Annotated in this window: 12 protein-coding genes; 3 read left to right on the top strand and 9 right to left on the bottom strand. The window is 45.3% G+C overall.

Going from position 1 to position 12,679, the window contains the following annotated elements; translation table 11 throughout:
• Positions 1 to 22 precede the first annotated feature (22 nt).
• The 5 genes from A8L45_RS06840 to A8L45_RS06860 all read right to left on the bottom strand — a co-directional run bounded on the left by A8L45_RS06840 (position 23) and on the right by A8L45_RS06860 (position 5,292).
• Positions 23 to 1,156: a ribosomal protein uL16 3-hydroxylase gene (locus A8L45_RS06840; RefSeq protein WP_068900560.1), complete on the bottom strand. Its 1,134-nt coding sequence runs from the start codon at positions 1,154 to 1,156 to the stop codon at positions 23 to 25.
• Positions 1,157 to 1,395: 239 nt separating this feature from the next.
• On the bottom strand, positions 1,396 to 2,763 hold the full coding sequence (gene purB / locus A8L45_RS06845) for an adenylosuccinate lyase (protein ID WP_068900563.1): 1,368 nt from the start codon (positions 2,761 to 2,763) through the stop codon (positions 1,396 to 1,398).
• Between the two features lie 23 nt (positions 2,764 to 2,786).
• Complete coding sequence (gene hflD, locus A8L45_RS06850; protein ID WP_068900565.1) at positions 2,787 to 3,407, bottom strand: high frequency lysogenization protein HflD; 621 nt, start codon at positions 3,405 to 3,407, stop codon at positions 2,787 to 2,789.
• Positions 3,408 to 3,418: 11 nt separating this feature from the next.
• The gene (gene mnmA, locus A8L45_RS06855; protein ID WP_068900567.1) at positions 3,419 to 4,531 is read right to left on the bottom strand and encodes a tRNA 2-thiouridine(34) synthase MnmA; all 1,113 of its coding nucleotides are present in this window, start codon (positions 4,529 to 4,531) and stop codon (positions 3,419 to 3,421) included.
• A 95-nt stretch (positions 4,532 to 4,626) separates the two neighbouring features.
• Positions 4,627 to 5,292, bottom strand: coding sequence for a pseudouridine synthase (locus A8L45_RS06860; protein ID WP_068900570.1), 666 nt, complete (start codon positions 5,290 to 5,292; stop codon positions 4,627 to 4,629).
• 260 nt (positions 5,293 to 5,552) lie between these two features.
• On the opposite strand from A8L45_RS06860, the gene icd reads away from it, so the two are divergent.
• Positions 5,553 to 6,803: an NADP-dependent isocitrate dehydrogenase gene (icd, locus tag A8L45_RS06865; protein WP_068900571.1), complete on the top strand. Its 1,251-nt coding sequence runs from the start codon at positions 5,553 to 5,555 to the stop codon at positions 6,801 to 6,803.
• 187 nt (positions 6,804 to 6,990) lie between these two features.
• On the opposite strand, the gene cspD is transcribed toward icd, so the two are convergent.
• Entirely contained in the window at positions 6,991 to 7,212 is a 222-nt protein-coding gene (cspD, locus tag A8L45_RS06870) for a cold shock domain-containing protein CspD (protein WP_068900573.1), read from the bottom strand.
• Positions 7,213 to 8,055: 843 nt separating this feature from the next.
• Here cspD and clpS point away from each other — a divergent pair.
• Both clpS and clpA read left to right on the top strand, forming a co-directional pair.
• Complete coding sequence (gene clpS / locus A8L45_RS06875; RefSeq protein ID WP_068900574.1) at positions 8,056 to 8,376, top strand: ATP-dependent Clp protease adapter ClpS; 321 nt, start codon at positions 8,056 to 8,058, stop codon at positions 8,374 to 8,376.
• Positions 8,377 to 8,438: 62 nt separating this feature from the next.
• Positions 8,439 to 10,697 carry an ATP-dependent Clp protease ATP-binding subunit ClpA gene (clpA, locus tag A8L45_RS06880; protein WP_068900576.1) on the top strand — a complete coding sequence of 753 codons (2,259 nt, stop codon included), beginning with the start codon at positions 8,439 to 8,441 and terminating at the stop codon, positions 10,695 to 10,697.
• 69 nt (positions 10,698 to 10,766) lie between these two features.
• Here clpA and infA read toward each other — a convergent pair whose 3' ends face one another.
• The 3 genes from infA to aat all read right to left on the bottom strand — a co-directional run bounded on the left by infA (position 10,767) and on the right by aat (position 12,566).
• The gene (gene infA, locus A8L45_RS06885; RefSeq protein WP_002539157.1) at positions 10,767 to 10,985 is read right to left on the bottom strand and encodes a translation initiation factor IF-1; all 219 of its coding nucleotides are present in this window, start codon (positions 10,983 to 10,985) and stop codon (positions 10,767 to 10,769) included.
• Positions 10,986 to 11,164: 179 nt separating this feature from the next.
• The gene (locus A8L45_RS06890; protein ID WP_068900578.1) at positions 11,165 to 11,854 is read right to left on the bottom strand and encodes an arginyltransferase; all 690 of its coding nucleotides are present in this window, start codon (positions 11,852 to 11,854) and stop codon (positions 11,165 to 11,167) included.
• Complete coding sequence (gene aat, locus A8L45_RS06895; protein ID WP_068900580.1) at positions 11,847 to 12,566, bottom strand: leucyl/phenylalanyl-tRNA--protein transferase; 720 nt, start codon at positions 12,564 to 12,566, stop codon at positions 11,847 to 11,849. Before aat ends, A8L45_RS06890 begins: the two co-directional genes overlap by 8 nt.
• Positions 12,567 to 12,679 lie beyond the last annotated feature (113 nt).

Below are 12,679 nucleotides of genomic sequence, written 5' to 3' on the forward strand. Positions count from 1 at the left end.
AGGCTTTTTTGTTGGCGCTCATCTATGCCTGCGGATACCAGTATCCCTGATTACAGAGCATTAACAGGAGGTCGAGAAATGCAGGATTTTCGGTCAGTTCTTGCATATGAGATCCAGTAAAACTCTCTTGGTCACAGAGAAGACTTGCTGCTGTTGTGCAGTTGTCCGGGAGTCGATAGGTTTCGCCATTAATGAAAATGACCGATGGATCTGCCTCATGGTAGAGCGCCTTTAATCCGGCCACGCGCTCAAGCACCAAACCATCATTAACAAACTCAAAGAGTTCAGCAGGCTGCCAAGGCGGCTCAGCTGGCATAATATCCAGTTCATGTCTGGATTGACTCAGTAACTCTCCCATCCAGCATGCTTTGATAGCATCATCATTGAGTAAAGACAGCAACATCTGATTCAATTCATCAGATTCGGATGAGGGGATCATGCCACTCTGTTTACGGCTTTGAAGCTTGGGTTGGTGGTAATGGCTATCGCCTTTTTCATTTGAAATGATATGGTCTGCGAAGCTGCTTAGTAGTTCCCGTTTCTTTGGTGAACGATAACCGATTGAATAACTTAATGAGACTTCACTAGTATCTCCCTCATGCGGGAAACCGGGCGGGATATAGAGGATATCTCCCGGGTTTAGTTCCTCATCAATGATTGGATCAAAACCAGTGATCTGGCGAAGACCTGTTTCGTGGTTAGCATCCTGATATTCACCTTGCGGTCCAACCCGCCACTGTCGTTTTCCCATCCCCTGTATGATGAACACATCATATTGATCAATGTGCGGACCTACACCGCCCCCGGGCATTGACAGGCATGTCATAACATCGTCGAAAAGCCAGTTAGGTAAGGCGCTAAAAGGAACAGACAGAGCTCTTGGACCCGGGTGCCAGTGATTAGAGGCCTGCACGATCAATTGAGAATGCGTATCGGGAAAATGTTCAAACGTGTCGAACGGGCCATGTTGAACTTCCCATTTTCCTTCTGCGTTTGAGATAAAACGGGAATCGATTTCTTCTTCCATGGCAAGTCCCGCCAGCTCATCCGGGCTGATTGGGTCTTCAAACTCTACAAAACCGTTTCGAATAATAGTGGGCTTTTTGTGCCAGTATTCAGCCAGAAACTGGTCGAGGTCAAAATTAAATTGATACATAGTGTTGGATGTTGTTCTGTATTTGGCTGAAGTATAGCGTTATTCCCTGCCAGATTTAACCTATCAGAAGAGCAAAGCATACATGACGGCTTAATACGCTCGCATGAGCAATGATGCGTTGAATATGAACATGCGCTGGTTTCTGTGTGATTGAGTGGGTGCTATTTACGTATCTGTGGATGCATAGATAGAAAAAACCCGGACAAATGCCCGGGTTCAACACATACTGACAAGGGTGTTTATAGTTTGTCAGTCAGAGAAATGGCATCACCAATATAATTCGCTGGCGTCATTTCTTTAAGGCGCTCTTTCTCAGACTCAGGCAGTTCAAGGCTATCGATAAACTGACGCATACCTTCACCATCTACACGTTTACCGCGAGTAAGTTCCTTCAACTTCTCATATGGCTTTTCAATACCATAGCGACGCATCACTGTTTGTACAGGCTCTGCCAACACTTCCCAGTTCTTATCCAGTTCAGCTTCAAGTGCAGCGCTGTTGACTTCCAGCTTGCTGATCCCTTTAAGGGTTGAAGTATACGCGATGATGGCATAACCACAGCCAACACCCAGATTACGGAGGACAGTAGAATCTGTCAGATCGCGCTGCCAGCGTGACACGGGAAGTTTCTGTCCCAGGTGGGCAAAAACGGCATTGGCCAAGCCGAGGTTACCCTCAGAGTTTTCAAAGTCGATAGGGTTGACTTTGTGTGGCATGGTTGATGAACCAATCTCACCTGCAATCGTTTTTTGTTTAAAGTGACCTAAAGCGATATAGCCCCAAACGTCACGGTCGAAATCAATCAAAATGGTGTTAAAGCGCGAAATGGCATCAAACAGTTCCGCGATATAATCGTGTGGCTCAATTTGAGTAGTGTAAGGGTTCCAATCAATACCAAGTGAGGTAACAAACTCTTCACTATACTGATGCCAGTCAATTTCAGGGTAGGCTGAAAGGTGCGCGTTATAGTTACCCACTGCACCGTTTATTTTACCGAGAATCTCAACATTTTCGATCTGACGGAACTGACGCTCCATACGATAAACAACGTTCGCCATTTCTTTACCCATGGTAGATGGCGAGGCAGGTTGACCGTGAGTACGAGAGAGAAGTGGTACTTCACGGTACTCGTTGGCGAGATTTTTTATCGCATCAATAACATTGCGAATTTCTGGCAAGATGACTTGCTCACGTGCTTCATTGAGCATCAAAGCGTGTGAAAGATTATTAATATCTTCAGACGTACAGGCAAAGTGAATGAACTCATTGACAGCATTCAGTTCTTCATTGCCAGCAACTTTCTCTTTCAGGAAATATTCAACTGCTTTTACGTCGTGGTTTGTTGTTCGCTCAATTTCCTTGATTCGCAACGCATCAGCTTCGTTGAAATCAGACGCGATAGTATCCAGCAACGCGTTAGCTTCCGCACTGAATGCGGGAACTTCTGCAATTGATCCGGTGGCAGCAAGCTTTTGTAACCAACGAATTTCAACGATGGTACGATATTTTAATAGTCCAAACTCGCTGAAGATAGATCTCAACGCAATCGTTTTCGTACCGTAGCGGCCATCAACCGGGGAAACAGCAGTCAGTGCTGACAGTTCCATTATGTAACTCCTGAACGTGTGTATTAAGAATGTCTGGCAAGAATAATTTTGGCCTGCTCAATCATGCTTTTTCGGCCAAAAATCAAGTGTCGGCGTTTTCCGCCGACCTGTCGCCATAAAACGGCGCTTCGCATACCCGAGAGCAACAGGGCGCGCACTTTGTGCTGAACGCCTGTCTGCTGAAGCTGGGCTGGCGAGCCTGTTACCTGAATACGAGGGCCGAGTGGGCTAATCGTATCCAGATAGACGCTGGCAAGATTGCTGATCATTTGATCATCAAGCAGGTCAAAGTGGGTAATTTGTCGCTGAATTGTGCTGATCCTATCGCCGAGTTGCGCAAGGCTGTCACGACGGGCGGAGAGCTTTCTTTCCAATGCGAGGATGTTGATCAGGTAATGGGTTAATTCTCCACCGTTGGTGCCGGTATCAAATTCTTCGACCATTACCTTCAAACCAGTCATGAGGTTTTCTTCTTTACCGAAAACTTCAACCGTGCCTTTAGGGTCAGTGACCACAATACTATTTAAGCTGGTGTGAAGCGCGTCATTGTCGCATTGTCCATTTCGCGCAATGTCCTGCACCAGTTTTACCGCCTGACAGATACCCGCAAATGCAATGGTACGATCATATGAAGTATTGGCCACTAACTAAACTCCTAAAAACGCTGTTCGATGATCCCGCCACCCAGGCAAACATCACCGAGATAAAAAACTGCTGACTGACCGGGAGTAACCGCGGCTTGTGGCTCGTCGAATATTACTTTTATGGTCAGCTCATCCACAGGCTCGATGGTACATGATATGTCCTGTTGGCGGTATCGCGTTTTCACGGTGCACTTCAATGATTGGCGAATCGGTGTACGGTCAACCCAGTGAAGTTGTGCAGCAATTAACCCATTTGAGAAAAGGGCAGGGTGGTTGTGACCTTGACCGACAATAAGCACATTCCTCTTAATGTCTTTATCGACGACATACCAAGGCTCCTCATTACCATTGCCCCCTTTTTGACCGCCGATATGAAGGCCCTTACGCTGCCCCAATGTGTGATACATCAAGCCTTGATGCTCACCAATCGCGTTTCCTTCTGTTGTTTCGATAAGGCCGGGTTGCGCGGGTAGGTATTGCGAGAGAAACTCAGTAAACTTGCGTTCACCAATAAAGCAAATTCCGGTTGAGTCTTTTTTCTTTGCCGTTACCAAGCCTTGCTCTTCTGCAATACGTCTAACCTCAGGCTTCTCAAGCTCACCAACAGGGAACAAGCTTCTGGCAACCTGATCATGGCTAAGCGTGTAAAGAAAATAGCTTTGGTCTTTATTGTTGTCTTTACCACGTAGCATTTGAGGCTTTTCGCCACTGTGCGTCGGGAATGTCCGACGAACATAGTGACCCATAGCAATGTAATCGGCTTCTAACACTTCCCCCGCAAATTCCAGGAAGGCTTTAAATTTAATTTCTTTGTTACAAAGGATGTCGGGGTTTGGGGTTCTGCCTGCTTTGTATTCTGACAGGAAATGTTCGAAGACATTGTCCCAGTACTCTGCAGCAAAATTAATGGTATGAAGTGTAATACCGAGCTTGTCACACACAGCTTGCGCGTCTGCCAGATCCTCTGCGGCTGAACAGTATTCTTCGTTATCGTCTTCTTCCCAGTTTTTCATGAACAGGCCTTCGACCTGATAGCCTTGTTGAAGAAGAAGGTAAGCGGAAACCGATGAGTCGACTCCTCCGGACATACCGACGATAACTTTTTTAGTGCTGTTGTCTGACATAGCGAAATTCATGCTGTAATTAAATCGGTGGCTGAGTTTAACAGAAAGAAGACGTTGGAAACAGATGAGAACCGAGTCACGTTTTCTTGACCATTTTAAGTGTCATTATTTGCTGACACTTCGCGCCATTCTCCGGGCTGAAGTCCGTCTACCGTCCACCTACCCATACTATATCGAACCAATCGTAAGGTAGGGTGACCGACATGAGCTGTCATTCGACGAACCTGACGATTTCTTCCCTCTCGAAGAGTAATCGCCAGCCAGGAGGTCGGAATATTTGCTCTGAATCTGACAGGGGGATTTCTGGGCCATAAATCAGGGCTATCAATTCTCTCTATCTCAGCGGGCAAGGTTAAACCATCCTTAAGTTCTACCCCTTTGCGGAGTTGATCGAGTGTCGCATCGTCTGGCACCCCCTCTACCTGCACCCAATATGTTTTCGGTTGCTTGGACTTAGGCTGGGTCAAGCGAGCTTGCAAAGCACCGTCATTAGTTAGCACCAAAAGTCCTTCGCTGTCCTTATCTAGTCTGCCTGCAGCGTAAATATCTTTGATCGGCACAAAGTCAGATAAGGTTGAGTCTCCGGGTTCACCGGTAAACTGGGTCAGCGTGTTGAAAGGTTTATTAAGTAATATGATGCGCTTGGGTCCACGCTCACGCTTTTTTGTTTGAATTTGTCGCGAAACAGGCTTCCTCTTGTTTGACTTAGACTGGTCGGAGGACGTTGATTTTTTTTGAAATGATTTTCGAGAAAAGGTCATTGGGTTATGTCAATCAGCTCAGGCTACAAATGAGACCTCAGTATTATACATAGAATAATCTGATTGGCCTGTTTCTGATTTTAAAGTATTCTTTCGGCCACATGTTACACCACACAGAACAATCTTTGTAATACTGCCACAGCATCCGCATCTAATACGTGAAAACATATAAACAAGCGATTTTAGACTGTACCCCGGAAGGTTGTGGAGTATGTTTTGATGGCATGTACACAGCATAAATGGACGCTAGGAGAGTATTAATGGAAACTAAAGTTGTCGTTCCGGCAAATGGCCAGAAAATCACCCTTGATGGAAGCAAACTGATCGTACCAAACAACCCAGTTATTCCTTACATCGAAGGTGACGGCATTGGTGTGGACGTGAGCCCTGCAATGATCAAAGTTGTGGATGCTGCAGTAGAGAAAGCGTACAGCGGTGACCGTAAGATTTCTTGGATGGAAATCTACACAGGTGAAAAATCTACTCAGGTATACGGTGAAGATGAGTGGCTGCCAAAAGAGACGCTTGATTTTATTCGTGATTACAAAGTAGCAATTAAAGGCCCTCTTACTACGCCAGTAGGCGGTGGTATCCGTTCGCTAAACGTAGCACTTCGCCAAGAGCTTGACCTCTATATCTGTGCTCGCCCAGTTCGCTACTTTGAGGGTGTGCCAAGTCCTCTGAAACAACCAGAGCTGACCGATATGGTCATTTACCGTGAGAACTCAGAAGATATCTACGCTGGTGTTGAGTTCAAAGCGGGCACTGCAGAAGCTGACAAAGTTATTAAATTCCTGCAGGAAGAAATGGGTGCAACGAAGATTCGATTCCCTCAGCAGTGCGGTGTTGGTATCAAACCAATTTCCGAAGAGGGTACAAAGCGCTTGGTTCGTGCTGCTATTCAATACGCGGTGGATAACGATCGTGACTCGATGACCTTGGTACACAAAGGTAACATCATGAAGTTCACCGAAGGTGCATTCAAAGACTGGGGCTATGAAGTAGCTCGTGATGAGTTTGGTGCTGAGTTGCTGGATGGCGGCCCTTGGATGTCATTCAAAAACCCAAATACCGGTAAAGAGATCATCATCAAAGACGTTATCGCAGATGCCTTCCTGCAGCAAATCCTGCTGCGTCCTGCAGAGTATGATGTGATTGCAACCATGAACTTGAACGGCGATTACATTTCTGATGCACTTGCTGCTCAAGTTGGCGGCATTGGTATTGCACCTGGTGCGAATATTGGTGATGGTGTTGCGCTGTTCGAAGCGACTCACGGAACGGCACCTAAGTACGCTGGTCAGGACAAAGTAAACCCAGGCTCACTGATCCTGTCTGCTGAAATGATGCTTCGTCACCTTGGTTGGACAGAAGCTGCTGACCTAATCATTTCCTCAATGGAAAAAGCAATCAGCAACAAGACTGTGACCTATGATTTTGAGCGTCTGATGGACGGCGCGACTCTGCGTAAGTGTTCAGAGTTTGCACAGGACATGATTGACCAAATGTAATCAGTCCCCGTTCTAATGAAAAAACCCAGCTTTTCGGCTGGGTTTTTTTGATCATGGGCATACAGTTTAGTTAATTCGTCTGTCGGTTGTTTTGCTGTTCTTTTACAAACGCCAAGACGTAAAAAAAGGATGATGATTTATCAAATCACCATCCTAGCTGAATTTTGTTGAGCCGCTCGATCTGTAGTTATTTAGCAGCTTCATTTTCTACCGGAACAATTTCACTGGCGTGAAATCCTTTTGGACCTTCCTGCACTTCGTAATTAACCGATTGGCCGGCTTTCAGAGTGCGGTAACCTTCCATCTGGATGGTCGAATAATGTGCGAAGATGTCACCATCTCCATCATCTGGACAAATAAAACCGAATCCTTTTGCGTTGTTAAACCACTTAACCGTACCAGTTGCCATGTGAAACTTCCCTCTTGCATTCAAATTGCATAACTATGAGTAAATACCTACATCTTTGAGAACACTACTCAGTTGAAATTGATGCAGCGTTTGTTAACTACAATCCACACTCTAGTAGAAACTTTTGGGCAGTCAAGCTCACAAATGATGATAGAGCAATATTTTAATTAAAATGAGTGGCTTTGTGCGCTATGAGGTATATGTGTTATTCATGTATCAGTTTGTTGCATTTTTGATACGAGGTGAGATTATTTATTGTCCATATATAGTGTGAGTTTGTTATCAATTACTCTATTTGGCGTATTATTGAACAAGGATAATAAAACTAATTTTTGTATGTAAAATAATTAATAACAATGACTTAAATTTAATCTCTGTATGATTTTCGTACATTTCCTTCATTCAAAAACTTGATATCAACAGACGAAAAAAAATAAAACTGTCTGCATATAGATTAGGCTTTAATAAAGTTTTTTTTAAATGTGAAATCGACAGAATCCTATTATTCGTTTTGTCTATTTACTTATACAGAAATAGTGGTCACATTTTTACGTTATAAAGAAAAGAAATTATCTGGGAAATGAATAATGTTCAAAAACACGCCTTTCGTATATTGGTGGTCTGCTAAATGATATTTGCTTTCATAATGTCGTAGGGGTTATAAAAAGTTTGTTTCCTGACAACAAGCATAGCAATGTGAGGTTTGCTGGAATACAATCTGTGAATTAGGTTTTAAGTAGTGGTGGTGATTCTTTTACTGTCTAATAAGGAAGAGGACGGGTTTCGGGATAAATGGTTGTTTCGAAAGAGAGATATAGCTACCTTTAAGATAATAAAACTGTTATGAGCAAATTGTACGAGTGGATAGTCCCAGATACTGATGTAGCGGAAACGCAGGAAACAAAAGCGAAACCGCCATCAATGTATAAGGTTCTTTTGAATAATGACGATTACACACCTATGGAGTTTGTCGTCGAAGTGCTTCAGCGTTTTTTTTCGAAAGATCTGGAAGATGCGACACAGCTAATGCTGGCAGTTCATTACCAAGGAAAAGCTGTTTGTGGCGTCTACACCGCGGAAGTCGCTGAAATGAAAGTTGCACAGGTAATGATGTATGCAAAAGAACATCAACACCCACTGTTGTGCACAATGGAAAAAGCCTGAGTTGAGGGAGTAGATTTCTCTCTCCGGCACACCAAATCGTGGTTTATTGAGGGAGGTGCCTTATGCTGAACAAAGAACTTGAAGCGAGCCTCAACGGAGCGTTTGCCAAAGCCAGGGAAAAACGGCACGAGTTTATGACTGTCGAACATCTCTTAATGGCGCTACTAGAAAACGTAGCGGCGAGAGAAGCACTCCTAGCTTGCCGTGCGGACATAGATGCTCTGAGAAAGGAACTCGATGCATTTATTGAACAAACCACCCCTCTAATACCTGCTGACGACGACAGCCGTGAAACTCAGCCAACCCTTAGCTTTCAGCGTGTGCTGCAGCGAGCTGTGTTTCATGTTCAGTCATCTGGCAGAAGTGAAGTGAGCGGAGCCAACGTCCTTGTCGCTATCTTTAGTGAGCAGGAGTCGCATGCTGCCTATCTCCTTAAGAAAAACGACATAAGCAGACTTGATGTCGTTAACTATATCTCCCATGGCACGACCAAGAGCTCTGATGAAGAGTTACCGGGGTCCGAAATGCCATCTGATGAGGCAGCAGTCGAAGGGAATGGTGAAGAGCGCCTTGAGAATTTTGCAACAAATCTAAATCAGCTTGCCAGAGTCGGGGGCATAGACCCACTCATCGGTCGTGAAAAGGAATTGGAGCGAACGATTCAAGTGCTGTGCCGCCGTCGTAAAAACAACCCGTTACTTGTCGGTGAAGCTGGCGTTGGTAAAACAGCGATTGCTGAGGGCTTGGCATGGCGGATTGTCGAAGGGCAGGTTCCTGAGATTATCCAAGATTGTGTGATTTATTCTTTGGATATCGGTTCTCTACTTGCCGGTACGAAATATCGTGGTGATTTTGAGAAGCGGTTTAAAACGATACTCAAGCAATTAGAGAAAGAAGATCATGCGGTCCTGTTTATCGATGAGATTCATACTATCATTGGCGCAGGTGCAGCCTCAGGCGGTCAAGTCGACGCCGCAAACCTGATCAAACCTCTGCTCTCCAGTGGTAAATTGCGCTGCATTGGTTCAACGACCTATCAAGAGTATTCAAATATCTTCGAGAAAGAGCGCGCATTGGCCCGCCGCTTCCAGAAGATAGATGTGGTTGAACCGTCAGTTGACGACACCACAAAAATACTCATGGGCCTCAAGCCGAAATATGAGGCGCATCACGAGGTAAGGTACACCAGCAAAGCCATCCGCGCTGCTGTTGAGCTATCAGCGAAATATATCAACGAGCGACATCTTCCCGATAAAGCGATCGACGTGATTGATGAGGCTGGCGCACGTTGTCGCTTGGCACCCGCAAGTCGTCGCAAAAAGACAATCAGCGTGGGCGATATCGAAAACATGGTCGCCAAAATGGCTCGTATTCCTGAGAAGTCAGTATCTTCAACAGACAAAGATATCCTTCAGACACTGGAAGGTAAGCTTAAAATGCTGGTGTTTGGTCAGGATGAAGCCATCGGCGCACTCTGTGAGGCGATAAAGTTAAGCCGAGCAGGTCTGGGTGCTGAGAATAAGCCTGTCGGTTCATTCCTGTTTGCAGGTCCTACTGGTGTAGGTAAGACCGAAGTAACAGTCCAACTCGCAAGGTCTATGGGGATAGAGCTTCAACGGTTTGATATGTCAGAGTACATGGAGCGCCACACAGTCAGTAGATTGATTGGTGCGCCTCCGGGCTACGTCGGATACGACCAGGGCGGTTTGCTGACTGATGCTGTAATTAAGCACCCACATTCTGTCGTGCTTCTTGATGAGATTGAGAAAGCGCATCCCGATGTCTTTAACCTACTGCTACAGGTCATGGATAACGGTACGCTGACTGATAACAACGGCCGTAAGGCTGACTTCCGTAATGTTATCTTAGTAATGACAACCAATGCGGGTGTCAGCGAGACAGTACGTAAGTCTATCGGCCTGATCCAACAGGACCACAGCTTAGATGCAATGTCGGAAATCAAAAAGGTATTCTCGCCAGAGTTCCGAAATCGCCTGGACAACATCATTTGGTTTAACCACCTTGATGAGGCTGTCATTCTTCAGGTTGTTGATAAATTTATTGTTGAACTGCAAGCACAGCTCGATGCGAGAGGTGTATCACTTGAAGTCAGTGACAAAGCCAAAAAGTGGCTGGCGACGAAAGGCTATGACAAGTCTATGGGAGCAAGGCCAATGGCGAGAGTCATGCAGGATCACATGAAGAAAAATCTGGCCAACGAGCTGTTGTTCGGTTGTCTGGTTAACGGCGGAACAGTAAAAGTTGGACTCAAGAGCGACAAGCTAACGTTCAGCTTCAGCGATGAGATGGAGCCGGCGTGATAGCGTAAAAAATTAACACAAAGAAACCCGGCGAAAGCCGGGTTTTTTCTATCTTGCCTGGCGTGAGGATTAACGCGCGCGGAAGATAATACGACCTTTAGACAGATCGTATGGAGTCATCTCAACGGTAACTTTGTCACCAGTCAGGATGCGGATATAATTTTTGCGCATTTTTCCAGAAATATGAGCAGTCACTACGTGACCATTCTCAAGCTCAACACGGAACATTGTGTTTGGCAGGGTATCCAGCACGGTACCTTGCATTTCAATTACGTCTTCTTTTGCCATTTAATCCTCTTGGACTATTCATCAGCCATTTTATAACCGGCAGATAATGCCTTGATTCTAGGAATCTGTAAACTTCAAGGCCGGAATTCTACCCCTTTGCATGGTCAGTGACCAGCAAAAATCATGAATAAGTGTCGCCGAAGTTAACAAAAAGAGGCTGAAACGGCTTAATCAGTGGCTTACCGCCATTTACCAGCAACAAATCGTTGGTGTGGTTTGAACCGTGACTTGTAATTCATCGCTTCGCAGCCATCGATTTGAAAGCCAAGATAGAGCCAATGAATTGTGTTTTCACGTGCATGGTTGAGTTGGGCCAGTACACAGAGAGAACCAAGAGACCATTTATGGTGGGGCTCAAAAAAGCTGTAGAGAGCACTGTAACCTCGTTCGGAGATATCTGTTACTGCAACGGCAATCAGTTTTTCTTCCTGGTAGAGGTGTAGGTAGCCTGTCTGCATCCAATCACTCTCGATAAAGCTGCTGAAGTCCTGTCTATCTGCCGGATACATTGATCCATTGCGATGACGTGCTTCAATGTATTTTTTGTACAGAGGAAACCAAGCTTCATCAAGGTTGGGTTTTAGCTCTGTTCGCAAGCGTTTCAGCTGGCTGAGTTGACGTTTCTGACTTTTCGTTGGCTCGAAGTCAGGGACAGATATTCGCAATGATTGGCAGGCCTGACAATGAAGGCACTGAGGGCGATAAATACTGTTTCCGCTTCGACGGAAACCTGACTCCAATAGTATCTGATAGGCATCGGTACAGTGAACGTCTGCATCCATGACGATAGCAACCGACTCCGTTTGTCCCGGAAGATAACTGCAAGGCGAGGGCGGCATAATCCCAAGCTGGATGGACTTCTTAATCATCGTTTTCCTGACCCATCAACCATTGAGGATCATAAACCTCATGTTTGAGATACTTATCTTTAAGTGTATCCAGCAGTGGAATAAATTCCTCCCTTTTGATGGCGACAGCGCCAAGCGATGCAAGATGTTCCGTCATCATTTGGCAGTCAATGACTTTGCCTCCAGCTGCTGAAAAGTGTTCGCAAAAAGCCCATAAAGCAATTTTTGACGCATTGGACCGTTTAGAAAACATGGATTCGCCACAGAACATTTGACCGACAGAGACTCCGTATAGACCGCCAATCAGCTCATCCTGATACCAAACCTCAACGCTGTGACAAAGTCCCTTGAGGTGCAGCTCAGTGTAAGCTTCTCGCATCTCTTGAGTGATCCAGACCTGATCGTCGCCACGAATGAGTGCGCAATTATATATGACATCTGAAAATGCAGTATTGATTGATACGCGGTAGTCAGCCTTGCGCGCGAACTTTCTCAGGCTTTTGTTGGGGGTAAAGTCCGGTGCGCTGAATATCGCGCGTTCTGATGGGGACCACCATAAATAAGGGTCATTGTTGCTAAACCATGGGAAAATACCGCGCCTGTATGCTTGGTGTAAACGCTTTGTACTAAGATCTCCGCCAATAGCAAGCAGGCCATCAGGGTCGTCCAGAGCGTCTGACACAGGGGGAAAGTAATTGGGATTATCTTCAAGTGGTGGCAAGTAAATGGTCATAAAACACCAGTTCGAAAAACCTTCTCGTTATATTCTCAACCAACCTGATAATGACTTTTTTCAAGCTGTTTGGGTTTATATCTATTAAAGCATTGAATATTTGTAAGTAAAAT

The organism is Veronia pacifica, from assembly GCF_001707825.1.
In the GTDB taxonomy this organism is placed as follows: Bacteria; Pseudomonadota; Gammaproteobacteria; order Enterobacterales; family Vibrionaceae; genus Veronia; species Veronia pacifica.

Excerpts from the sequence above, each read along its gene's own strand:
- A8L45_RS06860 (WP_068900570.1), bottom strand. The coding sequence starts at position 5,292 with ATGACCTTTTCTCGAAAATCATTTCAAAAAAAATCAACGTCCTCCGAC.
- A8L45_RS06890 (WP_068900578.1), bottom strand. The coding sequence starts at position 11,854 with ATGATTAAGAAGTCCATCCAGCTTGGGATTATGCCGCCCTCGCCTTGC.
- cspD (WP_068900573.1), bottom strand. The coding sequence starts at position 7,212 with ATGGCAACTGGTACGGTTAAGTGGTTTAACAACGCAAAAGGATTCGGT.
- clpS (WP_068900574.1), top strand. The coding sequence starts at position 8,056 with ATGAGCAAATTGTACGAGTGGATAGTCCCAGATACTGATGTAGCGGAA.
- aat (WP_068900580.1), bottom strand. The coding sequence starts at position 12,566 with ATGACCATTTACTTGCCACCACTTGAAGATAATCCCAATTACTTTCCC.
- infA (WP_002539157.1), bottom strand. The coding sequence starts at position 10,985 with ATGGCAAAAGAAGACGTAATTGAAATGCAAGGTACCGTGCTGGATACC.
- clpA (WP_068900576.1), top strand. The coding sequence starts at position 8,439 with ATGCTGAACAAAGAACTTGAAGCGAGCCTCAACGGAGCGTTTGCCAAA.
- icd (WP_068900571.1), top strand. The coding sequence starts at position 5,553 with ATGGAAACTAAAGTTGTCGTTCCGGCAAATGGCCAGAAAATCACCCTT.
- purB (WP_068900563.1), bottom strand. The coding sequence starts at position 2,763 with ATGGAACTGTCAGCACTGACTGCTGTTTCCCCGGTTGATGGCCGCTAC.
- mnmA (WP_068900567.1), bottom strand. The coding sequence starts at position 4,531 with ATGTCAGACAACAGCACTAAAAAAGTTATCGTCGGTATGTCCGGAGGA.
- A8L45_RS06840 (WP_068900560.1), bottom strand. The coding sequence starts at position 1,156 with ATGTATCAATTTAATTTTGACCTCGACCAGTTTCTGGCTGAATACTGG.